This is a genomic window from Kitasatospora purpeofusca (assembly GCF_036010405.1).
GTDB classification, from domain to species: domain Bacteria; phylum Actinomycetota; class Actinomycetes; order Streptomycetales; family Streptomycetaceae; genus Kitasatospora; species Kitasatospora purpeofusca.
In genome coordinates, this window is record NZ_CP108561.1 from 6,604,730 (window position 1) to 6,631,608 (window position 26,879).

Below are 26,879 nucleotides of genomic sequence, written 5' to 3' on the forward strand. Positions count from 1 at the left end.
CCAGCACCACGACCCGGAAGGAGACCGTCATGTCGGTCGACGAGGGCGCGGCACAGGGCCGCGTGCTCTTCCTCATCACCGTCAAGGAGGAGCGCCGGGAGGACTTCCTCAAGGCGTACGAGCAGATCCGCCACCTGGTCGCCGAGGGCGTCCCCGGGCACGTGCGCGACCAGGTCTGCCAGTCCTCCACCGACCCGGAGCAGTGGCTGATCACCAGCGAGTGGCGCTCGCTGGACGACTTCGTCGACTGGGAGCGGACCGAGGAGCACCGGGACCTGGTGCGCCCGATGCGCGAGTGCTTCAGCGACGCGAAGTCCATCCGCTTCCACATCAAGGCCGAGACCTCGCGGGACACCCCGAAGGCGGGCCTTTCCACTCCTACCACCGCGGGGTGAGGTCATGACACGGACTCTGATCATCGGCGGCAGCGTCGCCGGCCTGGTGGCCGCGCTGGCGTTCGCCGACCTGGGGCACGACGTCACCGTGCTGGAGCGGGACGCCAACGAGGCCCCCGACACCGTCGACGAGGCGCACGGCGACTGGCAGCGGCCGACCGTGCCGCAGCTCCACCACTCGCACGCCTTCGGCTCGCTCGGCACCAACCTGCTGCGCGAGCGGCTGCCCTCCGTCTACCAGGCGCTGGTCGCGGCCGGCGTGCGGGAGATCGAGCTCGGCAAGGCCATGCCGCCGACCCTGGCCGACAAGACGCCGCACCCGGCCGACGCCGAGCTGCGGATGCTCGGCAGCCGGAGGACCACCTTCGAGCTGGTCCTCCGCCAGGAGGCGCTGCGCAAGCCGGGCATCTCGCTGCGCCGCGGCGAGACGGTGCGCGGCCTGACCGTCGCCGACCGGGGCCCGGCCCGGGTGACCGGTGTGGTCACCAAGGACGGCCGCACCATCGCCGCCGATCTGGTGATCGACGCCAGCGGCCGCCGCTCGCAGGGCCACGAGTGGCTGCGCGAGCACGGCCTGGCCGAGCCGGAACTCGTCGCGCAGAGCGCCGACATCACCTACTACACCCGCTACTACCGCGCGCACGGCCCGCGCCCGGTCGGCCCGCTCAACCGGGGCTTCGGCGCCGGCGGGCTGTGGGACCACTACACCGGTGTGATGTTCCTCGGCGACAACAACACCTTCGCCATCTCGTTCGGCATCCTGCCGGACGACACCGAGCTGAAGCAGATGCGGGCCGAGGACGTCTTCACCTCCGTGGTCCGGGCCACCCCGCTGCTCGCCCCCTGGGTGTCGCCGGAGGCCTCCGACCCGATCTCGCCGGTGCACGCGATGGCGGGTCTGGACAACTCGCTGAAGCTGTACGGGCAGGACGCCCAGCCGGTGCCCGGCTTCCTTCCGGTCGCCGACGCCGTCTGCACCACCAACCCGGCGTTCGGCCGCGGCGTCTCGCTGGCCATCGCCCATGTGCTCGGCCTGGCCGACCTGGTGCGGGAGCACCCGGAGCCGGACGCCGAGCAGGCCGCGCTGGCGGCCGGCCTGGCCGGGCGGACCTTCCGTCCGTGGTTCGAGGACGCCGTCCGCAACGACGCGGGCCGCGCCCGGCTCTGGCGGGCCACCGTGGCAGGCCAGCAGCTGCCGCCGCTGCCGCCGGACGTGCTCACCTTCGGCACCGTCGCCGAGGCGGCCGGCACCGACGAGGTGGTCTGGCGCCGACTGGTCCGCACCATGATGTCGCTCGACAACCCGGCCGGCCTGTACGAGGACGAGGAGATCCGGCTGCGGGTCAAGCAGGCGGTCGCGGGCGGGCCCCCGCCGTTCCCCGCCCCGGACCGGGCGACCCTGGTCGACATCGTCCGCCGCGCCGCAAACTGACGGATCGTCACGATCGCGTCGGGCGAAGCCGGTTGAACGGTTTCGCGCGCCGCCGCTCCACCGCACGCCCTGCTCTGCCGCACGGCCCCGCATCGCACCGTCGCACAGCTACAGGAGGAGAGTCATGAAGGTCGTCGACCACCCCAACGCCAAGCTCATGGAAGCGGTCTACGCCGCGTTCACCGTGGGCGACGTGCAGAAGGCGGCCAGCTACTGGACCAAGGACTGCGTGCACTACTACCCGGGCACCAGCGAGCTGTCCGGCGCGCACGAGGGCATCGAGTCCGCACTGGCCTTCGCCGGCCGGATGTTCGAGATCTGCCAGGGCCGGATCACGATGGAGATCCACGAGATCGGCGCGAGCGACACGTTCGCCTTCGCCACCGTCTTCACCCGGTACGAGCGTGAGGGCAAGAGCCTGGAGATGCCCTTCGTCAACGTCGCGCGGATCCAGGACGGCCTGATCGCCGAGTTCTGGACCTACCCCGAGGACCAGTACGCCGTCGACCAGTTCTGGGCCTGACCGCCCCCCGACTATTGAGAGGTCGCATCATCATGGCAGGCATCATCAGCAGCTGGGGTGACAACACCAACGGCCAGCTCGGCGACGGCGGGACGGTCAACCGGACCACCGCGCAGGACATCAAGGGCCTGGAGAACGTGGTCAAGGTGGCGGCCGGCAGCGGCCACGCGCTGGCCCTGACCGGCGACGGCGAGCTCTGGGGCTTCGGCCGCAACGCCTTCGGCCAGCTCGGCGACGGCTCCACCGAGAACCAGGCCACCCCGGTCCGCACCGTCGGCCTGCCCGGCCGGGTGCGCTCGGTCGGCGCCGGCGGCGGCCACACCGCCGCCCTGCTGGAGGACGGCACCGTCTGGGCCTGGGGCGCCGGCTTCTTCTGCGCCCTCGGCGAGGCCAACTTCGGCGTGCAGCCGGTCCCGGTCCGGGTCGACGGCCTGGAGGACGTCGTCGAGCTGGCGGTCGGCGGCGCGCACAACCTCGCGCTCAAGGCCGACGGCACCGTCTGGTCCTGGGGCCGCGACGACCGCGGCCAGCTGGGTGACGGCCCCGGTTCGACCCGCGAGGGCCGGATCGTCCGCTCCTACATGACCGCCTCCTTCGACTGCCGGCCGCGCCCGGCCGTGATCGAGAACCTGGAGCCGGCCGTCAGGCTGAGCGCCGGTGGCGGCCACAGCATGGTCGTGCACGCCGACGGCAGCGCCTCGGTCTGGGGCTTCAACGACCGCGGCCAGCTCGGCGACGGCACCACCGAGGACCGCGCCGCCCCGCAGAAGGTCGCGGGTCTGCGCTCGGTCACCCAGCTGGTCGGCGCCTACCACCACACGGTGGCGCTGCTGGCCGACGGCACCGTCTGGGCCTGGGGCCTCAACGACGGCGGCCAGCTCGGCGACGGCACCACCGCCGACCGCGCGGTGCCGGCCCCGGTGCCCGGTCTGACCGGCGTCAAGGCCGTGTCCGTCAGCGGCGGCGGCACCGACGCGGCCCCCGGCAACGGCGGGCACGCGCTGGCGCTGCTGGCCGACGGCTCGGTGCAGGGCTGGGGCTGGAACAACTGGGGCCAGCTGGCCGCCGGCCAGGTCCAGATCGTCCCCACCCCGACCCGGATCGCGCTGACCGGCCCGGCCGTGGGCGTCGCGGCCGGCGGTGAGATCCCGCCGACCAACAAGTTCATGGCCAACCCCGGCGGTGGCTTCGCCTTCGCCCTGCTGGGCTGAGTCCCGGCCTTGCGCAACCGCCGGGCGGCCCGGCCCGTCCGGGCCGCCCGGCGCGGGGCCGTCCGGCCCGTCCACCCATGACCGCTGACCTCGGGCCGGGGGCGCCGTCCGCCCCCGCCCCGGTCCCCGCAGGGAGGCCTCACCCCATGACCGCCGTTCCCCAGACCGCCCCTGCTTCGGCCGGCGCGGTGTTCCTCTCCGAATTGATGTTCCCGTCCACTCCGCGCTGCCTGGCGCTGGCCGCCGAGTTCAAGCTCGCCGAGCTGCTGGCCGACGGCCCGCTGCCGGTGGCCGAGCTCGCCGAGCGCGCCGGAGCGACCGCGAGCGCGCTGGCCAAGGTGCTCTCGCTGCTGACCGAGGACGGTGTGTTCGAGGAGGTCGAGCCCGGCGTCTTCGCCAACACCGAGCTCTCCGAGCTGCTCCGCCCGGGCGTGCCCGGTTCGATGGACGCGATGGCCCGGATGGTCGGCGCCGAGTGGCTCTGGGCCTCCTGGGGCGCGCTGGACCACAGCCTGGCCACCGGGAAGCCCGGTTTCGAGAAGGTGCACGGCACCGCGCTCTGGCCCTGGCTGCAGAAGAACCCGTCCGCCGCGGCGACCTTCAACCAGGCGATGACGGACTTCACCGACGCCCTCTCCGACGCCCTGGTGTCCGCGTACCCCGAGTTCGCCGAGGCCGGCGCGGTCTGCGACCTCGGTGGCGGGCAGGGCACCTACCTGGCCGCGATCCTGCACAAGTACGACGCCCTCGCCCGCGGCGTGCTGGCCGACCTGCCGGCCGTCATCGAGCAGGCCAGGACCCAGCCCGACGTCGCCAAGCTGGCCGAGCAGGGCCGGCTGGACTTCGAGCCGGTCGACTTCTTCGCCGGGGTCCCGGCCGGGATCGGCGCCTACGTCACCAAGCAGGTCTGGCACTCCTGGCCGGACGAGGCGCTGGTCCGGCTGCTGCGCAAGTGCCGGGAGGCCTCGCCGGGCGCCCGCTTCGTCGCGGCGGAGCTGGTGCACCGCGAGGGCGTGCCGAGGTTCGTGAAGAACTTCGACCTGGTCATGCTGGTCACCATGAGCGGCGAGGTCCGCACCGAGGAGCAGTTCGCCGAGGTCTTCCGGCGCGGCGGCTACCGGCTCAACCGGGTGGTCTCCACCGGGACGGCGTTCTCGTTGCTGGAGGCCGTGCCGGACCCCGACCCGCTGGACTGACCGGACGACCCACGGGCCGACCGGACGCTCGGGGCCGCCCGGGGGAGAATTCCTCCGGGCAGTTCCCGCGGAATTTTCGGACGGTATTGCGAGAGGGCCTGGATCCGATTTCGGATCCGGGCCCCCGGCATTCCCTCCGGGAATTTCCCGGAGGGATTTCTCCACTCAGTCGAACCGGAATTCCGAGAGGCCGCCGCGGGAGCGGTAGCCGAGCGAGCCGAACAGTGTCTGCACGGTGTCGTTGCCCTCGGCGGTGACCGCCATGCCGATCAGTCCCTCGGCGCGCACCTCGGTCGAGGACTCGGTGAGCAGTGCCCGGGCGTACCCGCCGCGCCGGGCGCCGGGCAGCGAGTAGATCGGGCCGTAGCGCACCACGCCCGCGACGGCGGCGGTCCGGCCGAGGATCGCGACGGGTTCGCCGTCGAGGTCCCAGGCCCGCAGCAGGCCGCCGGCGATCTGGCCCCGGACGGAGCGCGAGGCCATCTCCCGGCTGAGCCCGGCGCCGTGCGCGGCCTCCAGGCACCAGTCGGTGAACAGCTCCGCCTCCTCCTCGCGGGCGGCCCTGGACTGCCCCTCCGGGGCCGGGCGGCCGTCGGTGGTGACGGCTCCGTCCAGGCACAGCATCCGCTCGCGGCGGTCGGCCCTGGCCGGTCGGCCGGTGGCCTCGGACCAGGCCGCGGCGAAGGCGGCGGCCGCCGCGTCCGGCCCGATCACGCCGGGCAGGAGGTCGGGCCCGGCGCCGAGTTCGGCCCCGAGCGCGGCCGCGGCGGCCGACGGCATCCCGCTGAGCACGACCAGGTGCGGCGCCGTGAACGCCGCGACGCCGACCACCGGCGCCGTGTCCGAAGCGGGGTCCTCGACCCGGCTCCAGGCTATCGGCGGGGCGGTCGGCGGGCGGAATTTGGCGCCGGCCAGCATGGTCAGCAGGATGGAATTCTCGACAGGGTTGCCGGCAATCCACCCACCGGTTTCCGAGATGAACTCTTCGGTGTTCCTCGTGGTTTTTACGAACATATCGAAAAAATAGCCCGAGGGTGGATTGCTGGCAATGGGACGAGTGGGAACGGGCCCCGGTGCGTCCGGTTCCGGTCAGTTCGCGCCGGGCCGCCCGGCACCCGGCCCGCCCTGGCCCGGAGCACCCTGGCCGCCCTGCGCACCGGGACCGCCCTGGCCGCCGCCGGGCCGCCCCATCGTCCCGGCCGTGACGCCGGCCGTCATGCCGCCGTCCAGCCCGAACAGCGAGCCGGTGACGAAGCCGGCCGCGTCGCTGCCGAGGAAGACCACCGCGTTGGCGATCTCCTCCTCGGTCGCGATCCGCCCGAGGGCGGTGGCCGCCCCGGCCCGCTCCAGCGCGCCCGGCTGGCCGCCGACCCGCTGGCGGAAGTCCTCGGTGTCGACCGGGCCGGTGATCAGCGCGTTGACCCGGATGCCCGCCGGACCGGCCTCCAGCGCGGTGGCCCGGGTCAGGCCGACCACGCCGTGCTTGGCCGCGGTGTACGCGCCCAGGCCGAAGGCGGTGCCCTGGACGCCGGCGGTGGAGGCGTTGTTGATGATGCTGCCGCCGCCGCTCGCCCGCATGGCGGCGATCTCGTGCTTCAGCGAGTGGTAGGTGCCGACGAGGTTGACCGCGATCACCGCGGCGAAGGCGTCCGCCGGGACCCGGTCCAGCGGGCCGAACGCCCCGCCGCCGCCGGCGTTGTTGAAGGCGATGTCGAGGCGACCGTGTCGCTCGACCGTGGTACTCACCAGGCGGGCGACGTCATCCTCGACGGTGACATCGGCGGCGACGAAGTCCGCCTGCCCGCCCTTCTCCCGGATCCGCTCCACCACGGCGTTGCCCAGCTCGGCCCGGCGGCCGGAGACCACGACGTGCGCCCCGGCGGCGGCGAGCGCCAGTGCGGCGGCGGCCCCCATGCCCGAGGTAGAACCGGTCACGAGCGCGATCTTCCCCTGGAGTTGGCTCATCGTTAGCTGCCCTTCCGGGCGGCCGCGGCCGCCCTTGACGTTGGCTCTTGACGGCTAATTTTGATTGTATAGTCTATACGAATTCAAGCTCGGAGCAAGGTCTCCGAGCCGGCGGACGCCTCTCAAGGAGTACCCAATGAGCGCCCCGTACGCTGCACCCGCCCCGGAAGTGCCACGTAAAACCTTCTTGACGATCTTTGCTGCCCTCGTGCTTGCCATGTTCCTGGCAGCTCTGGACCAGACGATCGTGGCGACGGCCCTGCCGACCATCGCCGGTGACCTCGGCGGCGTGACCCACCTGGCCTGGGTCATCACCGCCTACATGCTGGCCGCCACCGCGGCCACGCCGCTCTGGGGCAAGCTGGGCGACCTCTACGGCCGCAAGCTGATGTTCCAGTCGGCGATCACGATCTTCCTGCTCGGCTCGGCGCTGTCCGGTCTCTCCGCCAACATCGGCCAGCTGATCGGCTTCCGCACCCTCCAGGGTCTGGGCGCCGGCGGTCTGATGGCGCTGGCCATGGCCCTGATCGCCGAGCTCGTCCCGCCCCGCGAGCGCGGCAAGTGGCAGGGCTACGCGCAGTCCTGCTTCGTGATCGCCGGTGTGGTCGGCCCGCTGATCGGCGGCGCCTTCGTCGACCACCTGTCCTGGCCGTGGATCTTCTACATCAACCTGCCGATCGGCGCGGTCGCGTTGGTGGTCGTCAGCTCGGTGCTGAAGCTGCCGGTCACCAAGCAGAAGAAGAAGCTCGACTACCTCGGTTCGGCGCTGCTCAGCTCCGCCATCGTCGCGATCCTGCTGGTCTCGGTCTGGGCCGGCGACCAGTACTCGTGGGGCTCGGTCCAGATCATCGGCCTGCTGGTGCTCGCCGCGGTGCTGCTGGCCGGCTTCGTCTGGCAGGAGAAGCGGGCCAGCGAGCCGGTCGTTCCGCTGGAGCTGTTCAAGGACCCGGTCATCCTGGTGGCCACCATCGGCCTCTTCCTCGCCTCGATCTCGCTCTTCGTGGCGACCGTCTACACCCCGCTCTTCCTCCAGGTCGCCAACGGGGACACCGCCACCGAGTCCGGGCTGCTGCTGGTCCCGCTGATGATCGCGACCGTGGTCAGCCTGACCGTCTCGGGCAAGGTCGTCGCGGCGACCGGCAAGTACAAGCTGTTCCCGATCGCGGGCCTGCTGATCATGTCGCTCGGCCTGTACCTGATGTCGACCCTCAAGGCCGACTCCTCCCAGGTGGCCGCGGGCGGTTTCCTGGCGGTCTTCGGTATCGGCTTCGGTCTGGTCACCCAGGTGCTCATCGCGGCGGTGCAGAACTCCGTCGAGATGCGCCAGCTGGGTGTGGCGACCGCTGCGGCGAACTTCTTCCGCTCGCTCGGTGGCGCTATGGGTGTGACGGTCTTCGGTGCCGTCCTCAACGCCCAGCTGCGCGACCAACTGCCGAAGAAGGTGCCGGCCGAGGCCCTGGCGCGGCTCGGCACGGACGGTCTGCTGACCTCGCCGGCCAAGGTCCGGGCGCAGGCGCCCGAGGTGCGCGACGGTGTGGCCTCGGCGCTGGCCGAGTCGCTGCACACGGTCTACCTGATCGGCATGGTCATCGCGCTGCTCGGTGCCCTGGTCGTGGTCTTCCTCCAGGAGCGTCCGATGCGGGCGCCGATGGGCGCGCCCGGCGGCAAGGGTCCCGGCGGCCAGGGTGGCCCCGGCGGTCCCGGCGGCCAGCACCAGGGCCAGGGCGGCCCCGGTGGCGGCCAGTGGCAGGGTCAGGGCGGCCAGGGCGGCGGCCAGGGCCAGGGTGCCCCGACGGGCCAGGGCGGTCAGCCCGGGCACGCCGGTCCCGCGGGCGGACGGCCGGAGACCGCGGCCGGCTGACGGCCGCCGCTCCGCCCCGGTCGACCGACCGGCGTCCGCCCCGACAGCCCCTCCTCCCCCACCGTTACCCCCGGCGGTGGGGGAGGAGGCTTGTCCGGGGCCGGAACTGATCGCACGTCAGCCTCGGATACGGCTCGAAACGGACGCCGAAAGCCGTCGCGGAGTGAGTGTTCACCCGCTAGGCTGGACTGGCAGTCGGCACCCCGGCCGCGGTGGGGCGGGGTGTCTGGCACGGCCTTCCCCGCCGCACTCCGAGCGCCGGGAGTACCGGCGCGACCAGCCCACCAGGAAGCGGGTCGACTCCATGGCCGACATACCCAGCCGGCGGCGTGCACTCTCCCGGGACCTCCCGCCCGCCGCCGCCCCCGGCATACCCCCGGCGACCAGGATCGGTGTCATCGGTCTCGGCGTCATGGGCGGTGGCATGGCCTCCCGCCTGCTCGACCAGGGCCACCGGATCGTGGTCCACAACCGCACCCCCGAGCGCGCCGCCCCGTTCGCCGCCCGCGGCGCCGTGGTCGCCGCCACCGCGGCCGAACTGGCCTCGCAGGTGGACGTGGTGCTGCTCAGCCTGGCCTCCGAGGCCGCCGTCGAGGAGCAGCTCTTCGGTGCCGGCGGGGTGCTGGAGACGCTGCCCGCCCACGGCATCGTGATGGACACCAGCACCGTCTCCCCGGACTTCGCCCGGTCGGTGGCCGAGCGCGTCGCCGGTCGCGGCCGCAGCGCGGTGGACGCCTGCATCATCGGCAACGGCCAGCACGCCAAGGACGGCGAACTGCGTTTCATGGTCGGCGGCTCCGCCGAGACCTTCGAGCGGCTGAGCGCCGTGCTGGAGCCGCTCGCCAAGGAGATCCGCCACCTCGGCCCGAGCGGCCTCGGCGCCACCGCCAAGGTGATGCTCAACGTGCTGATGGGCGTCGAGATGCAGGTGCTCGCCGAGTCGGTGACGCTGGCCCAGCGGGCCGGCATCGACCGCGAGCTGGCCCTCTCGATGATCAGCGAGAGCGGCTTCAGCTCGCCCGTGATGAAGTACAAGGCCGGCGTGATGCGCCGCCGGGCCTACGGCGAGCCGCAGTTCCGGCTCGACCTGATGCGCAAGGACCTCCGGCTGGCCACCGCCGAGGCGGGCCGCCTGGGTGTCGCGACCCCGGTCTGCGACGCCACCCACGAAACCCTCGTCGCCGCCGCCGAGGCGGGCCTCGGCGAGCTCGACTGCGCCGCCGTGCTCTCCCACGCGGAGGTCGCCGCCGGGCTTCCCGGCACCCCGGACCGTACGTGAACCACTCGCCCTCACCGAGGAGTTGATCCACGTGTCCCAGCCAAGACGGCCCCGGGCGGCCGGTTTCGGCACCGCCCTGGTCGCCCTGTTGACCGCCCTCGTCCTGCTCGCCGCCACCAATGGCGCGGGCGCCGAGGACACCGAGTCCCGCCCCCGCCCCCCGGCGAGCTGGAGCAGCTGGCAGTTCGACCAGGCCGGCAGCCGGTTCAACGGCCAGGAGAGCCGGATCACCCCGGCCACCGTCGGCAACCTCGGCCTCAAGTGGGCCTTCGGCCACGAGAAGGTCCAGGGCGTCTACCTCGGCAGCCAGCCCGCCGTGGTGGACGGAACCCTCTACGTCGGCGGTGCCGAGGGCACCTTCCACGCCCTGGACGCCAGGACCGGCGCGGCGCGCTGGACCTTCGACGTCGCCCCGGTGGCCGGCGCCCACTCGGCCACCAACCCGGACCCGGTCCGCAGCAGCCCGGCCGTCGAGGGCAACACCGTCTACTTCGGTGACAACCGCGGCTACCTGTACGCGCTCGACCGCCGCACCGGCGCCCTGCGCTGGTCGCTGAAGCTGGACGCCCACCCGCAGGCCCAGATCACCAGCTCGCCGCTGGTCTACAACGGCCAGGTCTACGTGGGTGTGTCCAGCAAGGAGTCCGGTGCCACCTTCGACCTGACCTACCCGTGCTGCACGTTCCGCGGCTCGGTGGTCGCCGTCAACGCGTACACCGGACAGCTGAGCTGGCGGCACTGGACCACCCCGCAGCCGCAGCAGGTCGGCACCTGGCCGAACGGCGCGGCCCGCTACGAGCCCTCCGGCGTCGCCGTGTGGAGCTCCCCGGTGGTCGACCGGGAGACCGGCACCATCTACGTCGGCACCGGCCAGAACTACACCGGCGCGGCCGGCGACACCGACTCGGTGCTCGCCCTGGACGCCCGCAACGGCAACGTCCGCTGGCGGTCCCAGGAGGTCTTCCCGGACACCTTCACCGTCGCCTGCGGCATCCCCGGCGCCGACGCCTACTGCCCCAGCAAGGCCAACGGCACCGACCACGACTGGGACTTCGGCGCCAGCGCCAACGTCTTCAGCATCGGCAACCGCCGGGTGATCGGCATCGGCCAGAAGAACGGCATCTACCACGTCTACGACGCGCTGACCGGTGCCAAGGTCTGGGACCGCGCGGTGGTCGCCGATCCCAACACCAAGGGCGGCAGCTCCGGCATCCAGTGGGGCACCAGCTACGACGGCACCCGGCTCTATGTCGCCACCTGGTTCGCGAACCCGGGCACCCTGTACGCGCTCGACCCGGCGACCGGGGCGATCCTCTGGCAGAAGGAGAGCCCGGCCGACGGCTGCCAGTGGGGCGGCGCGGCCGCCAACCCCGAGCTGTGCCAGCGGGCCTTCACCCCCGCCGTGACCGCCACCCGCGGCCTGGTCTACGAGGGCGGCGCCGACGGCAAGATGCGCGTCTTCTCGGCCACCACCGGCGCGGTGCTCTGGCAGTACGACGTGGTCCGCGACTTCACCACGGTCAACGGCGTGCCGGGCCACGGCACGGCGCTCTCCGGCGGCGGCGGCGCGGTGGTCGCGGACGGCATGCTCTACGTCCAGGCCGCGTACTACCCGCAGTACCCGAGCAATGCGGGCGGCGTTCTGCTCGCCTTTTCCCTACCGTAGGACCCGTCGGCGTACCGAAGGTCAACTCACGGCCGGCGGCAACCAGTTGCCGCCGGCCCCGGCAAGGAGGAAATTATGGAGATCGTCGTGGTGGGCGCGGCCGGTCGGACCGGACGGCTGCTCGTCGAGAAGGCCCTGGAGAACAAGCACAGCGTCACCGCGCTGCTGCGCGACCCGGCCAAGCTGCCGATCGAGCACGAGCGGCTGAGCAAGGTCCGCGCGGACGTGTTCGACGTGGAGTCGCTGACCGGCCCGCTGGCCGGCAAGGAGGCCGTCGTGATCGCGCTGGGGGTGACCACCCGCACCACGACCACGGTGTTCTCCGAGGGCGCGCGCAACGTCATCGCCGCCGCCCGGGCGGGCGGGGTGCGCCGGCTGGTCACGATGTCCTCGGCCGGTCTGGAGACCAAGCACCTGCCGGCGATGCAGCGCTTCGTCGCCGAGTTCGTGGTGGACCGGGTCTACCGGAACATCCACCTCGACCTGGCCCGGATGGAGGACGAGGTCGAGGCCAGCCCGCTGGACTGGACGATCGTCCGGGTGCCGATGCTGACCGACGGTCCGGCCACCCCCAACTACCAGGCGGTGGTGGGCGGCCACATCGCGAAGGCGTCGCGCATCGCGCGGGCGAACGTCGCCGACTACATCGTCACCCATCTGGATGACACGGCCACCTACGGCCGACGCGTCGAGGTGGCCAACTGATGACCCCCGGCGGGGGCCGGCCCGCCCGCGGCACGTCCGCGGCGCGGGCCGGCCGCGCGCCGGCCCCCGGCGGGCCACCCGCCGCCGGGGCCCACCGGGGCTGATCGAGGCCGTCCGAGGCCGTCCAAGGCCGATCGAGGGGGAAACGCACCGTGAACATCGTCGTCTTCGGCGCGACCGGTGGCACCGGCCGCCACTTCCTGGAGCTGGCCGCCGAGGCCGGGCACTCCACCGTCGCCTTCGCCCGCGACCCGCTGGCCCTGGCCGACGCCCGTCCCAGCACCATCCGGCAGGGTGACGTCCTCGACCCGGACGCGGTGGCCCGCGCCGTCGAGGGCGCGGACGCGGTGGTCTCCGCGCTCGGCATCGGCTACAGCCGGGCCGCCACCACCGTCTACTCGGCCGGTACCGACCACATCCTCAAGGCGATGCGCGCCACCGGCGTCTCCCGGGTCGTGTGCGTCTCCACCACCAGCATGAGCCCGGTGCCCTGGCGCGCCGCCCCGTTCCAACGGGCCCTCACCTCCTGGGTGCTGCACCCGATGCTCCGCCGGCCGTACGCCGACATGGCGCGAATGGAGCGGTTCCTGCTGGAGGACACCGAGCTGGACTGGACCCTGGTCCGGGCCGCCCGGCTCACCGGCGGCCGGGCCCGGGGCCGCTACCGCACGGCGGTCGGCCGCCGGCTGCCCGGGGCGTGGTCGATATCCCGCGCCGACCTCGCGCACTACCTGCTCGCCGCGCTCCAGGAGCCGGCCGCACGGCGCGAGGTCGTGGAGATCGCCTACTGACCGTCCCTCCGCCGCCCGCCCGCCGCCCGCCCGCAGCCTGTGCCCAGTCCGCTCGTCGCCCGTGCGCCGAACGATCCCGGCCGTCGGGCGCCCGCGCGCCGCGCCGCCCGTACTCAACCAGCGGTACGGCCGGCTACTCCCGCCGTGCGATGCCCCGCCCACCCCGGCCGGGCAGAGTAGTAGGTGATCCCGTGGATCACCCAAGCCATGGGCCGGCGGCCGTACACCATCCACCCGGTGGCCGCCGGCCCGTGGCCCGCGTCGCCCCTCGCCCTCCGGAGCACAAGCCGATGCCCACACCTCCTGGTCCGCCCGCCGCCGACACCCCCGAGGCCCCGACGGCCCCCGCCGGGACCCCGGCCGGCCGCGCCGACCGCGCCGCCGACCGGCCGGAGCCCCCGGCCGGCCTCGCCGGGCGCCTGCGCCTGCCCAAGCACGCCCGCCGGGTCTGGCTGACCGTGCACGTCGCCTGCTCGGTCGGCTGGCTCGGCCTGACCGCCGGTGTGCTCGCGCTCGGCATCGCCGGCCGCTTCTCCGACAACCCGGACACCGTGCGCGCCGCCTACCTGGCGCAGGAGATCTTCGCCGACTGGCTGCTGATCCCGATCAGCCTGCTGTCGCTGCTCTCCGGCGTGCTGCTGTCCCTCGGCACCACCTGGGGCCTGCTGCGCTACCGCTGGGTCGCCACCAAGTTCTGGCTCACCCTGGCCGCCACCCTGGCCTCGATCTTCGCCCTGCGCGCCTTCATCCACGACGCGGCGGGCCAGGTCGCGGCGGGCACCGTCCCGCCGGACGGCCGCGCCCCGCACGTGCTGGTGATCGCCCCCTCGGTGGCCCTGACCATCTACCTGACCGCCACCGTGCTCTCCGTGGTCAAGCCCTGGGGCATGACCAAGCGGGGGAAGCGCCTGGCCGCCGAGGCCCGCGCCGCGCGCATCGACCGGGCCGCGGGCGCGGCGCCGGGGCGGTGACCGTTACCCGTTCATGAGCACCGACCACGTGAGCGCAGGCCACGATCCCTATCCCGGACCGCCGTGGACCAGACCCTCCTGGACCAGGCTCTCCGCCCTCCTGGTGGTCCTGGTGCAGGTCGTCGGCTCCACCGCCGCCGCCCGCCAGCAGACCGACCGGGCCGCGCTCGACGCGGTCGGCTACGCGCTGCTGCTGCTCGGGCCCGCCCTGCTGCTGCTGCGCGACCGCTACCCCGGCCCGGTGGTGGCCGGCGTCACCGCCGTCACCATCGGCTACCTGCTGGCCGGCTACCCGTACGGCCCGGTGTTCTTCAGCCTCGCCGTCGCCGTCTACGGCGCGCTCGCCCGGGGCCGCCGCCGGTGGGCCTGGATCTCCCTCGGCGGCGGCTACCTGGTCCACCTGGCCAGCTCCCACCTGCTGCCGCACGACTGGCAGCGCGCCCCCGGACCGGGCCCGAGCTGGTGGCAGGAGGCCGGGGCGGCGGCCTGGCTGCTGCTGATCCTGGCCGGCGCCGAGATCATGCGCTCGCGCGGCGAACAGCTCGCCACCCGCCGGCTGGCCCGGCGGCAGGCCGAGGAGAACCGCGCCGCCGAGGAGCGGCTGCGGATGGCCCGCGAACTCCACGACATCCTGGCCCACTCCATCTCGGTGATCCACCTCCAGGCCGGGGTGGCCCTGGAGCTCATCGACGAGCACCCGGACCAGGTGCGGGCCGCGCTGACCGTCATCAAGGCGACCAGCAAGGAGGCGCTCGGCGAGGTCCGCCAGGTGCTCGGCACCCTGCGCGGCCCGGACGGCCAGGCCCCCCGCACCCCCGCGCCCGGCCTCGCCCGGCTGCCCGAACTCGTGACCCAGGCCGGCCACGCCGGGCTCACCGTCACGGTCGACACGGTGGGAACCGTCCGGCCGCTCCCCGCCCAGGTGGAGCTGGCCGCGTTCCGGATCGTCCAGGAGGCGCTCACCAACGTCATCCGCCATTCGGCCGCGCGGAGCGCCACGGTTCTGATGGACTGGTCCTCCCCGGCGGGGCTGCTGCTCCGGGTGGACGATCCGGGCCCGGCCGCGGGTGGCGACGGCGGCGGCTCCGGCAACGGCCTGATCGGCATGCGCGAGCGGGCCGCGGCCTTCGCGGGCGAGCTGACCACCGGTCCGCACGGCGGCGGCTTCCGGGTCCGGGCCTGGCTGCCCGACCCCGCGGGGTCGGGCACGGCGAGCGAGGGGAAGCGGACGGGATGATCCGAGTACTGCTGGCGGACGACCAGGTCCTGGTCCGGGCGGGCTTCCGGGCCCTGCTCGACGCCCAGCCCGACATCGAGGTGGTCGGCGAGGCGGACGACGGCGGGGCGGCCGTCCGGCTGGTGGAGGAGCTGCGGCCGGACGTCGTGCTGATGGACATCCGGATGCCCGGCACCGACGGCCTGGAGGCGACCCGGCAGATCTGCTCCCGCCCCGAGCTCTCCGCCGTCCGGGTGGTGGTGCTGACCACCTTCGAGATGGACGAGTACATCTTCGAGGCGCTGCGGCTGGGCGCGGCCGGCTTCCTCGCCAAGGACACCGAACCGGCCGACCTGCTGCGCGCCGTCCGGGTCGCCGCGGTCGGCGACTCCCTGCTCTCCCCGGGCGTGACCCGCCGGGTGATCGACGAGTTCGCCAGCCGCTCCCGGGAGCCCTCCGCGGGCGGGCAGCTGCTGGACGCGCTCACCGACCGGGAGCGCGAGGTGCTCACCCTGGTCGGCATGGGCCTGAGCAACGACGACATCGCCCGCCGCCTGGTGGTCAGCCCGCTCACCGCGAAGACCCACGTCAGCCGCGCCATGGTGAAGCTCGGCGTCCGCGACCGCGCCCAGCTGGTCGTCCTCGCCTACGAGTCCGGCCTGGTCCGCCCCGGCTGGCTCTAGGGACCGGCCGGCCCGGGAGCAGCCCGGGCCCCGGGGCGTACTCCCGGTGTCGTACCCGAGGTGCCGCTCCCCGGAGGACGCGGCGGACCCCCCTCCGGCGAGAAGCTTCTGGTGGCCTCGGAGACCGTCCGGGGCGGCGCGGCCCCCGTCCGAACATGCGGGGCACACCGAGGAGTTGACCGACATGCAGAGCACCGCACTGCTCGCCGACGCTTATTGCCGGGAGGGCTGGGGCCCGTGGAACGGGGGCGGCCCCGGTCCGTGGTTCCTGCTCTTCCCGCTGTTCTGGCTGATCGTCCTGGTCACCGTGTTCACCGTCTTCCGCCGCCGCGGCTTCGCCCGGCGCGGGCCGTGGGGCCCGCCGTGGGCCGGCGGTCAGTGGGGCGGCCCCTGGGGCGGCGGCGGTCCTGGCTGGCGCGGCGGCCCGTGGGGCGGCGGCGGCACCGAGGCCCCGCTGGCGAGCCTGGCCCGCCGGTACGCCGACGGTGAGCTGACCGAGGAGGAGTACCGCACCCGCCGGGACACCCTGCTGGAGCACTTCCAGGGCCCGGACGACACCAAGCCGGGTCAGGGCGGTACCAAGTGACCACCGTCCCGGTCCTCGAACTGGTCGAAACCGAGCGGATGGCCGCCCGGGTGGCCGACGCGGTCAAGGTCTACGGCATCGGACGCACCGAGGTGCGCGCCCTGGACCACGTGACCGTCGGATTCCCGGCCGGCCGGCTCACCGCGATCATGGGCCCGTCCGGCTCCGGAAAGTCCACCCTGCTGCACTGCGCGGCCGGGCTGGACCGGCTGACCGCCGGCACCGCGATGATCGGTGACACCGAGCTGGAGAACCTCAACGACCGCAGGCTGACCCTGCTGCGCCGGGAGCGGATCGGCTTCGTCTTCCAGTCCTTCAACCTGGTTCCGGTGCTGACCGCCCGGGAGAACATCACGCTGCCGGTCGACCTGGCCGGCGGCGAGGTGGACCGGGAGTGGGTGGAGACCCTGATCGACGCGGTCGGCCTGCGGGACCGGCTGGAGCACCGGCCGACCGAGCTGTCCGGCGGCCAGCAGCAGCGGGTCGCGCTGGCCCGGGCGCTGGCCGGCCGTCCGGAGGTGGTCTTCGCGGACGAGCCGACCGGCAACCTGGACTCCCGGACCGGCGCCGAGGTGCTGGAGCTGATGCGCCGCGCGGTGGACGAGATGGGCCAGACGGTGGTCATGGTCACCCACGACCCGACCGCCGCCGGTTACGCGGACGAGGTGCTGTTCCTCGCCGACGGCCGGCTGGTGGACCGGATGGAGCGGCCCACCCCGGCCGGGGTGCTGGACCGGATGAAGGACTTCGACCGTGCCCCCGCGGCAGGCCGGGGAGGCGGCCGGTCATGAGCAGCACCACCGCCACCCTTCGGATCAGTCTGCGCTCGCTGGCCGCGCACAAGCGCCGGCTGGCCGGGACGTTCACCGCGATCCTGCTCGGGGTGAGCTTCCTGACCGGCACCCTGGTGCTCGGCGACACCCTGCGCGGCAGCTTCGACACCCTGTTCGCCGATGCCAACCGGGGCACCGACGCGGTGGTGCGCAGCGCCGACGTGATGGACACCGAGAACACCTTCGGCGGCGTCCGCGCCCCGGTGGACCTCGCGCTGGCGGACCAGCTGCGCCAGGTGCCCGGGGTCGCGGCGGCCGAGCCGGCCATCCAGGGCTCCGGCCAGCTGATCGGCAAGAACGGCAAGGCGGTGGGCGGCCAGGGTCCGCCCACGCTGGCCGGTTACTGGCAGCCGGACAGCGGGCTCAACCCGTACCGGCTGGCCGAGGGCCGGGCGCCGCAGCAGCCGGGGGAGGCGGTGATCAACCGGGGCGCGGCCAAGGCCGGTGAGCTGAAGATCGGCGACACGACCATTCTGCGCGCCCCCGATCCGGTGTCGGTGACGATCGTCGGCATCGCGACCTTCGGCGCCTCGGCCGACGGCATGGGCCAGAACACCTACACCGGGCTGACCCTCGCGGACGCCGAGCGCTACCTGACCCCGAAGGGGCAGGGCCAGGCCACCTCGATCCAGTTCCGGGCCTCGGGCGGCGTCTCCCAGCAGGAGCTGGTGACGGCGCTGACGGCGAAGCTGCCGGCCGGGCTGGAGGCGGTGACCGGGACGAAGGTCTCGGAGGAGGCCACCGCGCAGGTGTCCAGCCGCTTCCTGACCATGTTCACCACCCTGCTGCTGGTCTTCGCGGGCATCGCGCTGCTGGTGGCGACCTTCACCATCCACAACACCTTCGCCATCGTGGTGGCGCAGCGCACCAGGGAGAACGCGCTGCTCCGGGCGCTGGGCGCGGCCCGCGGCCAGGTGCTGGGGGCGACCCTGGCGGAGGCGGTGGTGGTCGGGCTGGCGGCCTCGGTGGCCGGAGTGCTCGGCGGGATCGGGATCGCGGCCGGGCTGAAGTCGCTGTTCAAGGTGATCGGCTTCAGCCTGCCGACCGGCAGCCTGGTGATCAGCGTGGTCTCGGTGGCCCTGCCACTGCTGGTGGGCACGGTCACGGCGGTCGGCTCGGCGGTCGCGCCGGCCGTGCGGGCGGGCCGGACGGCGCCGCTGGCCGCGATGCGGGCGGTGGCCGTGGACGGCGCTGCCGACGGCCGGGCCGGCCGGATCCGCTGGACCGCCGGTGCGCTGCTGATCGCGGCCGGCGCGGCCGCCACGGTGGTCGGCGCGACGAACGGCCCCTCGGTGGGGCTGACCGCGGGCGGGGCGGTGGCGACGCTGCTCGGCGTGGTGGTGCTCGGCCCGGTGTTCGCGACCTTCGTGGTGCGGCTGCTGGGTGCGCCGCTGCCGAGGCTGCGCGGGATGCCGGGCGTGCTGGCGCAGCGCAACGCGACCCGCAATCCGAAGCGGACGGCCGCGACGGCCAGCGCGCTGATGGTCGGGGTCACGGTGGTCTCGCTGTTCACCGTCTTCGGCGCGTCGATCAAGGCGACCATGGACGACACGGTGAGCCGGACCTTCGCCGGGGATCTCGCGATCTCCACCGGCGGCTTCCGGGCCGGTGCGCTCAGCCCGAAGCTGGCGGACGCGGTGGCCGGTCTGCCGGAGGTGCGGCAGAGCGTGGGCCTGGGCCGGGGTGTGGCGCGGGTGGACGGCCACGGCCGGACCCTGGACGTCACCGACCCGACCCGGCTGGCGGGCATCGTGGACCTCGGGCGGGTGGACGGTTCGCTCCAGCTGGGCACCGACGGTCTGGCGGTGTCCAGGACGGAGGCGGAGAAGCAGGGCTGGCAGGTCGGCACGACCGTGCCGGTGCGGTTCAGCGACGGTGCCGAGGCGCCGTTCACGGTGAAGGCGCTGTACCAGGGCAGTGAGCTGGCGGGCGACTACCTGGTCACCCGGGAGGCGTGGGCCCCGCACAAGGGGCAGGACGCCGACTCGCTGGTGGCGGTCGCGCTGAAGGACGGGGTCTCGCTGTCGGCCGGCAAGGCGGCGGTGACGGCGGCGGCGGCGCCGTTCGGCGACCCGAAGGTGCAGACCCGGTCGGAGTACGCGAAGAGCGCGGCCTCGGTGGTCGACATCATGCTCTCGGTGGTCTACGCGCTGCTGGCGCTCGCGGTGCTGATCGCGCTGCTGGGGATCGCCAACACGCTGACCCTGGCGGTGCACGAGCGGACCAGGGAGCTGGGCCTGCTGCGCGCGGTCGGCCAGACCCGAAGCCAGTTGCGCGCGATGGTGCGCTGGGAGTCGGTGCTGGTGGCGATGTTCGGCACGATCGGCGGCCTGGGCCTGGGGGCTTTCCTGGGCTGGGCGCTGGTCCGGGCGGCGGACACCGAGGGGACGGGCAGTTTCGCCGTCCCGCCGCTCCAGCTGTCCGTGGTGCTGGTGGCCGGTCTGGTGGCGGGGGCGGTGGCCGGGTTGCGGCCGGCCCGCCGGGCGGCCCGGCTGGACATCCTGCGGGCGATCGCGGCGGGCTGACGGCCGCCGCGGCGAGGCCGCGCACACCGGAGCCCGGGCCCCCCGACCAACGGGGCCCGGGCTCCGGACGTGTGCGCGGTGCGGGACTCAGGCCGCGGCGGGCAGCTCGTCCAGGCCCTGCTGGACCAGCGCGGCCAGGCGGTCCAGGGCCTCGTCGGCGCCCTCGGCGTCGGAGGCCAGCACGACCTCGTCGCCGCCCTGCGCGCCGAGCGCGAGCAGGCCGAGCATGGAGCCGGCGTTGACCGGGTTGCCGCCCGGCTTGGTGATGGTGATCGGCACGCCGGTGGCCGCGACGGCCTTGACGAAGACGGAGGCGGGACGGGCGTGCAGGCCCTCGGCCCAACCGATGGTGACGCGGCGCTCGGCCATGAGACGTGCCTTTCCGGTGAAGCTGGTCATGGCCGCGATGGGGGGAACGGCCATGTTGTCTAGACCAGTGTTGCATGCAGCCGACCCCTGCGAGCCGCCGCGTTCGGGACTTGTGATTGTTTCTTTGAGAGCCATAAACGGCGCATAATCCCCGTTCAGAGGCCCTGCCCACCCTGCCGCCAACGCACGCCCGGCGCCATTCGGCCCGCCGCCGGATAACCTGACGATCGTGGACGACTCCGCTTCACCGCACCCCGAGCAGGACCCGAGGCCGGCCCGGACGGCGGCCCGCCAGGACCACGGCCCGACCGGCCCGGACTACCCCCAGCACTGGGAGGCCGACGTCCTGCTGCGCGACGGCGGCACGGCCCGGATCCGTCCGATCACCCCGGCGGACGCGGGCCGTCTGGTCGAGTTCTACGAACAGGTGTCGGACCAGTCCAAGTACTTCCGCTTCTTCGCGCCCTACCCCCGGCTCTCCGACAAGGACGTCCGGCGCTTCACCCACCACGACTTCGTCCACCGGGTCGGCCTCGCCGTCGTCGTCCGCGACCGCTTCATCGCCACCGTCCGCTACGACCGGATCGATGCCGACGGCCGCCCCTCGGAGACCGGTACCGACGCCGAGGTCGCCTTCCTGGTCCAGGACGCCCACCAGGGCCGGGGCGTCGCCTCCGCCCTGCTGGAGCACATCGCCGCGGTCGCCCAGGAACGCGGCATCCGCCGCTTCCAGGCCGAGGTGCTGCCGGAGAACCGCAAGATGGTGAAGGTCTTCACCGACGCCGGCTACGTCCAGCGCCGCAGCTTCGCCGACGGCGTGGTCCACCTGGAGTTCGACCTCGAACCCACCGCCGCCTCGCTCGCCGTCATGCGGGCCCGCGAGCACCGCGCCGAGGCCCGCTCCGTGCAGCGGCTGCTCACCCCGCGCTCGGTCGCCGTGATCGGAGCCTCCCGCACCCCGCAGACCGTCGGCCGGACCCTGCTGCGCGACCTGCTCACCGGCTTCGCCGCCGCCGACCGCCCGGTCTACGCGGTGAACCGCAACGCCCCGCCCGGCACCGAGCTCGACGGCCTCCCGGTGCACCGCTCGGTCCTGGAGATCCCCGGCCCGGTCGACCTCGCGGTGATCGCGGTGCCCGCCTCCGCCGTGCCCCAGGCGGTCGCCGAGTGCGGCGCGCACGGCGTCCAGGGACTGGTGGTGGTCACCGCCGGCTACGCCGAGACCGGCCCCGAGGGCCGCGACCGCCAGCGCGCCCTGGTCCGCCAGGCCCGGGCGGCCGGCATGCGGGTGATCGGCCCCAACGCCTTCGGCCTGATCTCCACCGACCCGGAGCACCCGCTGAACGCCTCGCTCGCCCCGGTGCTGCCCGCCCGGGGCGCCTTCGGCGTCTTCTGCCAGTCCGGCGCGATCGGCGTCGCCCTGCTGGAGGCCGGCCACCGGCGCGGCCTCGGGGTCTCCTCCTTCGCCTCGGTCGGCAACCGCGCCGACGTGTCCGGCAACGACTTCCTCCAGTACTGGGCCGAGGACCCGGCCACCGAGGTCGTCCTGCTCTACCTGGAGTCCTTCGGCAACCCCCGCAAGTTCACCCGGATCGCCCGCCGCCTCGCCCAGGCCAAGCCGGTGGTCGTGGTCAAGGGCGCCCGCCACACCGGCAGCCTGCCGCCCGGCCACGCCGTCCCGGCCACCGCCAGCGGCCTGCGGGACGCCACCGTCGACGCCCTATTCCAGCAGGCCGGCGTCACCCGGGTGGAGACCATCACCGAGCTGTACGACACCGGCGACCTGCTCGCCCACCAGCCGCTGCCGCCCGGCGACCGGGTCGCGGTGGTCGGCAACTCCGACTCCCTGGGGCTGCTCACCCACGACGCCTGCCTCTCCGCCGGCCTGCGCCCGCGCACCCCGGTCGACCTCACCACCGCCGCCACCGGCGAGAACTTCCGGATCGCCCTGGACACCGCGCTGACCGACCCCGGGGTGGACGCGGTGATCGCCGTCGCCATCCCGCCGATCGGCAGCCAGTCCTGGGGCCCCCGCCCGGTCGGCCGCCCCACCGGCCCCGACGAACCGGAGCCGGGCTCCGACGACCCTGAGATCGCCGCCGCCCTGCTCGCCGCCGGCGAGCGCGCCCGGGCCGCCGGCAAACCGCTGCTCCTCGCCCACCTGGCCCTCACCGACCTGCCGGACCGGCTGCGCCCCGGCGGCATCCCCGCCTACCCCGCCCCCGAGCGGGCGGTCCGGGCCCTCGCGCACGCCGTCCACTACGCCGACTGGCGCCGCCGGATGGCCGAGGCCGAGGAGACCGCCAGGGTCCCCGAACTCGACCGGATCGACGAGACGGGCGCCCGCGCCCTGGTCGACGCCGCGCTCTCCACCCGCCCCGCGGTCGCCGCCCGCACCCAGCCCGGCGGGGCGCGGATCACCCTGCCCGACCCCGAGGCGGCGGCCCTGCTCGGCCGCTACGGCATCGACGTCTCGCCGACCCTGCCCGCCCCGGACGAGGAGAGCGCGGTGCGGGCCGCCGCGACCCTCGGCTATCCGGTCGCGCTCAAGGCCACCGCCCCGCATCTGCGCCACCGCCCCGACCTCGGCAGCGTCCGGCTCGACCTGACCGGCGAGGCCGGACTGCGCCACGCGCACCGCGAGCTGGACGAACTGCTCGGCGGCGCCGCCCAGGCCGCGCTGGTGGTCCAGCGGCTCGCCCCCCGCGGCGTGGACACCGTGATCGGCGCCACCGTCGACCCGGCGGTCGGCGCCATCCTCTCCTTCGGTCTGGCCGGCGCCCCCGCCGAACTGCTGGGCGACGTCGCCCACCGACTGGTTCCGGCCACCGACCAGGACGTCGCCTCGCTCGTCCGCGAGGTCAGGGCGGCCCCACTGCTGTTCGGCTGGCGGGGCGCCGAGGCGGTCGACACCGACGCCCTGGAGGAACTGCTGCTACGGGTGTCCCGACTGGTGGACGACCTGCCCGAGGTCGCCTCGGTGGACCTCGAACCGGTGGTCGTCGCCCCGCACGGACTGGCGATCCTGGGGGCGCGCGTACGCATCGCGCCCCTGCCCGTCCGCAGTGATCTGGGCCCGCGCGCCATGAGCACGCTGTAACCTTCCTTGGTTGCGTCCGGACCCGGGCGCCGTTGTCCGAAGCTCGGCGCCGTGCCGCCCGCTTCGTCGGGGGACCATGCCAGGATGGAGTTATGGCGAAGACCGGTACCACCACCACACAGGACCTGCGTTCCGCGATCGAGCGCAGCGGTTACTACCCGGCCCTGGTGTCCGAGGCGGTCGAGTCCGCGGTGGGTCCCGAGCCGATCAGCTCCTACCTGGTGCACCAGGAGACCACCTTCGACGCCAACGAGGTGCGTCGGCACGTCACCGTCCTGGTGCTGACCCCGACCCGCTTCGTGGTCAGCCACACCGACGAGCAGACCGGGGACGGCAGCAGCCCGGCCGTCCCGATCGCCACCACCTCCACCGAGAGCGTCCGGCTTGACCGGATCAACTCCGTGGTGGTCAGCCGGACGGTCGCCAACCCGGAGACCTACACCCCGGGCACGCTGCCCCGCGAGGTGGTGCTGACCATCGGCTGGGGCGCGGTCCAGCGGCTCGACCTCGAACCGGCCGGCTGCTCCGACCCGAACTGCGAGGCGGACCACGGCTACACCGGCTCCGCCACCGCCGACGACCTGTCCCTGCGGGTCAGCGAGGCCGGCGACGGACCGGAGACGGTGGCCCAGGCCCTGGTCTTCGCCCGCGCCCTCTCCGAGGCGACCGTCACCAGCGGCCCCCGGGTCTGACCCCCACCCCGCAGAGACCCGCACAGACCCGCACAGGCCCGCAGAGACCTGCACAGACCCACAGAGACCTGCACAGACCCGCACCACCGCGCCGACCGGCGCCGCCCCGCACGGTCGCGCGCCGACCGCCGCCGACCCGCCGCCGTCCGGACACCGCCCGCCACAGGTCCGGACCGCTCCGGCCAGCCAGGAAGCCACCCCCGCCACCATGCCCTTCGCCCCCGACGGTCACGACGCCTTCGAGCTCCTCGACCCCGCCACCGCGCCCGCGCCGCCCTACGGCAGCGGCTCGCTCTGCGACCTGCTGCCCTCGGTCGCGGCCGGCCTCGGCGTGCCCGGCTTCACCGCCGCGCTGCCGCTCGCGCCCGCCGACCGCGCGGTGGTCTTCCTGGTCGACGGCCTCGGCTGGGAGCTGCTGCTGCGCCACCCCGAGTACGCGCCGTTCCTCACCTCACTGACGGCCGGCTCGCTCGGCGGCACCGGCCGGCCGCTGACCGCGGGCTTCCCGTCCACCACCGCCACCTCGCTGGCCTCGGTCGGCACCGGCACCCCGCCCGGTCTGCACGGCCTGGCCGGCTACACGGTGGCGGTGCCCGGCGCCGGGCACCTGATGAACCAGCTGCGCTGGCAGCCGCCGACCGACCCGGCCGTCTGGCAGCCGTACCCCACCGTCTTCCAGCAGGTGCACGCCGCCGGGGTGGCCACCGCCCAGGTGTCCTCCCCGCTGTTCGCGCAGACCCCGCTCACCAGGGTCGCGCTCTCCGGCGGCACCTTCCTCGGCCGCACCACCGGCGAGGAGCGGATGGACCGGGCCGCCGCCTGGCTGGCCGAGCACGACCGGGCGCTCGTCTACACGTACGTCAGCGAACTCGACGGCGCGGGCCACCGCTTCGGGGTGGACTCGGACGAGTGGCGGATGACGCTGGACGCGGTCGACCGGCTGGCCCGCCGGCTCGCCGAACAGCTGCCCCCGCGCTCGGTGATGTACGTCACCGCCGACCACGGCATGATCGACATCGCCCCCGAGGACCGGATCGACTTCGACGAGGACTGGGAGCTCGGCGCCGGCGTCGCCCTGCTCGGCGGCGAGGGCCGCGCCCGCCACGTCTACGCCGTCCCGGGCGCCGCCGCCGACGTGCACACGGTCTGGAGCGAGGTGCTCGGCGACCGGATGTGGGTGGCCACCAGGGACCAGGCGATCGAGGCCGGCTGGTTCGGCCCCACCGTGGACGACCGGGTCTACCACCGGATCGGCGACGTGGTCGCCGCCGCCCGCGACGACATCGCCGTCGTCGCCTCCCGCAACGAGCCCGGCGAGTCCGCGATGATCGGCCTGCACGGTTCGATGACCCCGGTCGAGCAGTTCGTGCCACTGCTCGAATTCCGCCGCTGAACTCCCCCGACGTGAAAGGCCCTTGCACCACCCATGGCTGAACTGGTGTTCTTCTCCGGCACGATGGACTGCGGGAAGTCGACCCTCGCGCTCCAGATGGACCACAACCACGCCGCCCGCGGCCGGCAGGGGATCATCCTCACCCGCAACGACCGGGCCGGCGCTGCCACCATCTCCAGCCGGCTCGGCCTGCGCGCCGACGCGGTCGAGGTGGCCGACGAGTTCGACTTCCACGCCCACGTGGTGCAGCGGCTCTCGGCCGGCGGCCGGGTGGACTACCTGATCTGCGACGAGGCCCAGTTCTTCGACCCGGGGCAGATCGACCAGCTGGCCCGGGTGGTCGACGAACTCGACATCGACGTCTACACCTTCGGCATCACCACGGACTTCCGCACCCGGCTCTTCCCCGGCTCCCAGCGGCTGATCGAACTCGCCGACCGGGTCGAGGTGCTCCAGGTCGAGGCGCTCTGCTGGTGCGGCGCCCGGGCCACCCACAACGCCCGTACCGTCGGCGGGGTCATGGTGGTCGAGGGGGCGCAGGTCGTCATCGGCGACATCTCGGTCCGCGAGGACGAGGTCGGCTACGAGGTGCTCTGCCGACGCCACCACCGCCGCCGCCTGACCTCGGCCACCGCCCGTGCCGCCGTGCTCTCCCCGGACGTCCTCCCCTTCGAGGAGCAGCAGGCCTGAGTCGCGGGCCCGAAGCAGCCGCGGGCCCGAGTCGCAGGCCCGCGCCGTCAGCCCGTCTGCAGCACCGAGAAGTGCCCGCCGCGCGGGTCCGCCAGCCGGGCCGCCCGGCCGCGCGGCGTGTCCTGCGGTGCCACCAGCACCCGGCCGCCCAGCTCGACCGCCCGCCGGGCCGTCAGACCGACGTCGGCCACCGCGAAGTGGGTGCGCCAGCGCGGCGGGTGGCCGCGCAGCTCGGCGCCGTGCCGGATCCCGGCCACCGGCCGGCCGCCGACCAGCAGCGCCGACCCGCCCTCGGCCTCGGCCACCGGCACCCCGAGCACCGCCCGGTAGAACGCGGCCGCGCCGTCCGCGTCCGGGGTGAGCAGCTCCGCCCAGGCCGGTCCGCCCGCCCCCGGCCCGCTCTCCCGGCCGAGGTGCTCCTCGCCCTGCCAGAGTCCGAACACCGCGCCGGAGACGTCGGCCGCGATCGCCAGCCGCCCGGCCCGCTCCGCCTGGAGCGGCCCGACCGCGACCGTGCCGCCGCACTCCCGCACCAACTGGGCCGCGCGGTCCGCGTCGTCCACCGCGAAGTAACTGGTCCACTGCACCGGGAAGCCGGCCACCTCGGACACTCCGAGCCCGGCCACCGGCTCCTCGCCGAGGCGGGCCCGGACGTACTCGCCGAGCTGCGCCGGTCCCGGGGCGAAGGTCCAGCCGAGCAGTTCGCCGTAGAAGGCCCGGGCACCGGGCAGGTCGTCGGTCATCAGGCTGACCCAGCACGGGGTGCCCTGGGCCAGCCGGAGTGTCAGCGCGGGCAT

General features: G+C 74.1%; 24 protein-coding genes. 20 read left to right on the plus strand and 4 right to left on the minus strand.

The window, feature by feature from the left end; all coding sequences use genetic code 11:
- Positions 1-29 precede the first annotated feature (29 nt).
- The 5 genes from OG715_RS28885 to OG715_RS28905 all read left to right on the plus strand — a co-directional run bounded on the left by OG715_RS28885 (position 30) and on the right by OG715_RS28905 (position 4,757).
- The gene (locus OG715_RS28885; RefSeq protein ID WP_266274345.1) at positions 30-395 is read left to right on the plus strand and encodes an antibiotic biosynthesis monooxygenase family protein; all 366 of its coding nucleotides are present in this window, start codon (positions 30-32) and stop codon (positions 393-395) included.
- Positions 396-399: 4 nt separating this feature from the next.
- Positions 400-1,827, plus strand: coding sequence for an FAD-dependent oxidoreductase (locus tag OG715_RS28890; protein ID WP_266274344.1), 1,428 nt, complete (start codon positions 400-402; stop codon positions 1,825-1,827).
- A gap of 124 nt (positions 1,828-1,951) precedes the next feature.
- On the plus strand, positions 1,952-2,350 hold the full coding sequence (locus tag OG715_RS28895) for a nuclear transport factor 2 family protein (protein WP_266274343.1): 399 nt from the start codon (positions 1,952-1,954) through the stop codon (positions 2,348-2,350).
- Positions 2,351-2,382: 32 nt separating this feature from the next.
- Positions 2,383-3,561: an RCC1 domain-containing protein gene (locus OG715_RS28900; RefSeq protein ID WP_266274342.1), complete on the plus strand. Its 1,179-nt coding sequence runs from the start codon at positions 2,383-2,385 to the stop codon at positions 3,559-3,561.
- A 146-nt stretch (positions 3,562-3,707) separates the two neighbouring features.
- Positions 3,708-4,757, plus strand: coding sequence for an ArsR family transcriptional regulator (locus OG715_RS28905; RefSeq protein WP_266274341.1), 1,050 nt, complete (start codon positions 3,708-3,710; stop codon positions 4,755-4,757).
- 165 nt (positions 4,758-4,922) lie between these two features.
- Here OG715_RS28905 and OG715_RS28910 read toward each other — a convergent pair whose 3' ends face one another.
- Entirely contained in the window at positions 4,923-5,675 is a 753-nt protein-coding gene (locus tag OG715_RS28910) for a GNAT family N-acetyltransferase (protein WP_266274340.1), read from the minus strand.
- A gap of 171 nt (positions 5,676-5,846) precedes the next feature.
- Positions 5,847-6,722 (minus strand): SDR family NAD(P)-dependent oxidoreductase, encoded by an 876-nt coding sequence (locus OG715_RS28915; protein ID WP_266274339.1) that lies wholly within the window; start codon positions 6,720-6,722, stop codon positions 5,847-5,849.
- A gap of 217 nt (positions 6,723-6,939) precedes the next feature.
- Here OG715_RS28915 and OG715_RS28920 point away from each other — a divergent pair, with 217 nt between their 5' ends.
- The 11 genes from OG715_RS28920 to OG715_RS28970 all read left to right on the plus strand — a co-directional run bounded on the left by OG715_RS28920 (position 6,940) and on the right by OG715_RS28970 (position 19,838).
- Positions 6,940-8,583: an MDR family MFS transporter gene (locus OG715_RS28920; RefSeq protein WP_407661030.1), complete on the plus strand. Its 1,644-nt coding sequence runs from the start codon at positions 6,940-6,942 to the stop codon at positions 8,581-8,583.
- A 304-nt stretch (positions 8,584-8,887) separates the two neighbouring features.
- The gene (locus tag OG715_RS28925; protein WP_266274337.1) at positions 8,888-9,862 is read left to right on the plus strand and encodes an NAD(P)-dependent oxidoreductase; all 975 of its coding nucleotides are present in this window, start codon (positions 8,888-8,890) and stop codon (positions 9,860-9,862) included.
- A 31-nt stretch (positions 9,863-9,893) separates the two neighbouring features.
- The gene (locus OG715_RS28930) at positions 9,894-11,528 is read left to right on the plus strand and encodes an outer membrane protein assembly factor BamB family protein (RefSeq protein ID WP_266274336.1); all 1,635 of its coding nucleotides are present in this window, start codon (positions 9,894-9,896) and stop codon (positions 11,526-11,528) included.
- A 75-nt stretch (positions 11,529-11,603) separates the two neighbouring features.
- The gene (locus tag OG715_RS28935; RefSeq protein WP_266274335.1) at positions 11,604-12,233 is read left to right on the plus strand and encodes an NAD(P)-dependent oxidoreductase; all 630 of its coding nucleotides are present in this window, start codon (positions 11,604-11,606) and stop codon (positions 12,231-12,233) included.
- Between the two features lie 152 nt (positions 12,234-12,385).
- A complete protein-coding gene (locus tag OG715_RS28940; protein ID WP_030396577.1) occupies positions 12,386-13,024 on the plus strand; it encodes an NAD(P)-dependent oxidoreductase in 639 nt (212 codons plus the stop codon).
- A 290-nt stretch (positions 13,025-13,314) separates the two neighbouring features.
- Positions 13,315-13,995 (plus strand): DUF2269 domain-containing protein, encoded by a 681-nt coding sequence (locus OG715_RS28945; RefSeq protein WP_266274334.1) that lies wholly within the window; start codon positions 13,315-13,317, stop codon positions 13,993-13,995.
- A 13-nt stretch (positions 13,996-14,008) separates the two neighbouring features.
- Positions 14,009-15,232, plus strand: a complete 1,224-nt coding sequence (locus OG715_RS28950) for a sensor histidine kinase (RefSeq protein ID WP_266274333.1) — start codon at positions 14,009-14,011, stop codon at positions 15,230-15,232.
- Positions 15,229-15,894, plus strand: a complete 666-nt coding sequence (locus tag OG715_RS28955; RefSeq protein ID WP_266274332.1) for a response regulator — start codon at positions 15,229-15,231, stop codon at positions 15,892-15,894. Before OG715_RS28950 ends, OG715_RS28955 begins: the two co-directional genes overlap by 4 nt.
- Positions 15,895-16,078: 184 nt before the next feature.
- Positions 16,079-16,480, plus strand: coding sequence for an SHOCT domain-containing protein (locus OG715_RS28960; RefSeq protein ID WP_266274331.1), 402 nt, complete (start codon positions 16,079-16,081; stop codon positions 16,478-16,480).
- A 38-nt stretch (positions 16,481-16,518) separates the two neighbouring features.
- Complete coding sequence (locus OG715_RS28965) at positions 16,519-17,271, plus strand: ABC transporter ATP-binding protein (RefSeq protein WP_266274708.1); 753 nt, start codon at positions 16,519-16,521, stop codon at positions 17,269-17,271.
- Entirely contained in the window at positions 17,268-19,838 is a 2,571-nt protein-coding gene (locus tag OG715_RS28970; RefSeq protein WP_266274330.1) for an ABC transporter permease, read from the plus strand. The genes OG715_RS28965 and OG715_RS28970 overlap by 4 nt, the downstream gene beginning before the upstream one ends.
- A gap of 87 nt (positions 19,839-19,925) precedes the next feature.
- Here the strand turns inward: OG715_RS28970 and OG715_RS28975 are convergent, their stop codons facing one another.
- The gene (locus OG715_RS28975) at positions 19,926-20,207 is read right to left on the minus strand and encodes an HPr family phosphocarrier protein (RefSeq protein ID WP_030396570.1); all 282 of its coding nucleotides are present in this window, start codon (positions 20,205-20,207) and stop codon (positions 19,926-19,928) included.
- Positions 20,208-20,436: 229 nt separating this feature from the next.
- Here OG715_RS28975 and OG715_RS28980 point away from each other — a divergent pair, with 229 nt between their 5' ends.
- The 4 genes from OG715_RS28980 (at position 20,437) to OG715_RS28995 (ending at position 26,082) form a co-directional block, all read left to right on the plus strand.
- A complete protein-coding gene (locus OG715_RS28980) occupies positions 20,437-23,307 on the plus strand; it encodes a bifunctional acetate--CoA ligase family protein/GNAT family N-acetyltransferase (RefSeq protein WP_407661031.1) in 2,871 nt (956 codons plus the stop codon).
- Positions 23,308-23,399: 92 nt separating this feature from the next.
- Entirely contained in the window at positions 23,400-23,999 is a 600-nt protein-coding gene (locus OG715_RS28985; RefSeq protein ID WP_266274329.1) for a DUF5998 family protein, read from the plus strand.
- Between the two features lie 208 nt (positions 24,000-24,207).
- Positions 24,208-25,392, plus strand: coding sequence for an alkaline phosphatase family protein (locus OG715_RS28990; protein ID WP_266274328.1), 1,185 nt, complete (start codon positions 24,208-24,210; stop codon positions 25,390-25,392).
- A 33-nt stretch (positions 25,393-25,425) separates the two neighbouring features.
- Positions 25,426-26,082, plus strand: coding sequence for a thymidine kinase (locus tag OG715_RS28995; RefSeq protein ID WP_266274327.1), 657 nt, complete (start codon positions 25,426-25,428; stop codon positions 26,080-26,082).
- Between the two features lie 47 nt (positions 26,083-26,129).
- Here OG715_RS28995 and OG715_RS29000 read toward each other — a convergent pair whose 3' ends face one another.
- Entirely contained in the window at positions 26,130-26,879 is a 750-nt protein-coding gene (locus tag OG715_RS29000; protein ID WP_266274326.1) for a VOC family protein, read from the minus strand.

Bases quoted from the DNA above. Each gene is read 5' to 3' on its own strand.
- OG715_RS28910 (WP_266274340.1), bottom strand. From the start codon at position 5,675: ATGCTGGCCGGCGCCAAATTCCGCCCGCCGACCGCCCCGCCGATAGCC.
- OG715_RS28885 (WP_266274345.1), top strand. From the start codon at position 30: ATGTCGGTCGACGAGGGCGCGGCACAGGGCCGCGTGCTCTTCCTCATC.
- OG715_RS28945 (WP_266274334.1), top strand. From the start codon at position 13,315: ATGCCCACACCTCCTGGTCCGCCCGCCGCCGACACCCCCGAGGCCCCG.
- OG715_RS28985 (WP_266274329.1), top strand. From the start codon at position 23,400: ATGGCGAAGACCGGTACCACCACCACACAGGACCTGCGTTCCGCGATC.
- OG715_RS28995 (WP_266274327.1), top strand. From the start codon at position 25,426: ATGGCTGAACTGGTGTTCTTCTCCGGCACGATGGACTGCGGGAAGTCG.
- OG715_RS28935 (WP_266274335.1), top strand. From the start codon at position 11,604: ATGGAGATCGTCGTGGTGGGCGCGGCCGGTCGGACCGGACGGCTGCTC.
- OG715_RS28905 (WP_266274341.1), top strand. From the start codon at position 3,708: ATGACCGCCGTTCCCCAGACCGCCCCTGCTTCGGCCGGCGCGGTGTTC.
- OG715_RS28990 (WP_266274328.1), top strand. From the start codon at position 24,208: ATGCCCTTCGCCCCCGACGGTCACGACGCCTTCGAGCTCCTCGACCCC.
- OG715_RS28965 (WP_266274708.1), top strand. From the start codon at position 16,519: ATGGCCGCCCGGGTGGCCGACGCGGTCAAGGTCTACGGCATCGGACGC.
- OG715_RS28895 (WP_266274343.1), top strand. From the start codon at position 1,952: ATGAAGGTCGTCGACCACCCCAACGCCAAGCTCATGGAAGCGGTCTAC.
- OG715_RS28960 (WP_266274331.1), top strand. From the start codon at position 16,079: ATGCAGAGCACCGCACTGCTCGCCGACGCTTATTGCCGGGAGGGCTGG.
- OG715_RS28920 (WP_407661030.1), top strand. From the start codon at position 6,940: ATGTTCCTGGCAGCTCTGGACCAGACGATCGTGGCGACGGCCCTGCCG.
- OG715_RS29000 (WP_266274326.1), bottom strand. From the start codon at position 26,879: ATGCCCGCGCTGACACTCCGGCTGGCCCAGGGCACCCCGTGCTGGGTC.
- OG715_RS28900 (WP_266274342.1), top strand. From the start codon at position 2,383: ATGGCAGGCATCATCAGCAGCTGGGGTGACAACACCAACGGCCAGCTC.
- OG715_RS28955 (WP_266274332.1), top strand. From the start codon at position 15,229: ATGATCCGAGTACTGCTGGCGGACGACCAGGTCCTGGTCCGGGCGGGC.
- OG715_RS28915 (WP_266274339.1), bottom strand. From the start codon at position 6,722: ATGAGCCAACTCCAGGGGAAGATCGCGCTCGTGACCGGTTCTACCTCG.
- OG715_RS28890 (WP_266274344.1), top strand. From the start codon at position 400: ATGACACGGACTCTGATCATCGGCGGCAGCGTCGCCGGCCTGGTGGCC.
- OG715_RS28925 (WP_266274337.1), top strand. From the start codon at position 8,888: ATGGCCGACATACCCAGCCGGCGGCGTGCACTCTCCCGGGACCTCCCG.
- OG715_RS28950 (WP_266274333.1), top strand. From the start codon at position 14,009: ATGAGCACCGACCACGTGAGCGCAGGCCACGATCCCTATCCCGGACCG.
- OG715_RS28970 (WP_266274330.1), top strand. From the start codon at position 17,268: ATGAGCAGCACCACCGCCACCCTTCGGATCAGTCTGCGCTCGCTGGCC.
- OG715_RS28975 (WP_030396570.1), bottom strand. From the start codon at position 20,207: ATGGCCGAGCGCCGCGTCACCATCGGTTGGGCCGAGGGCCTGCACGCC.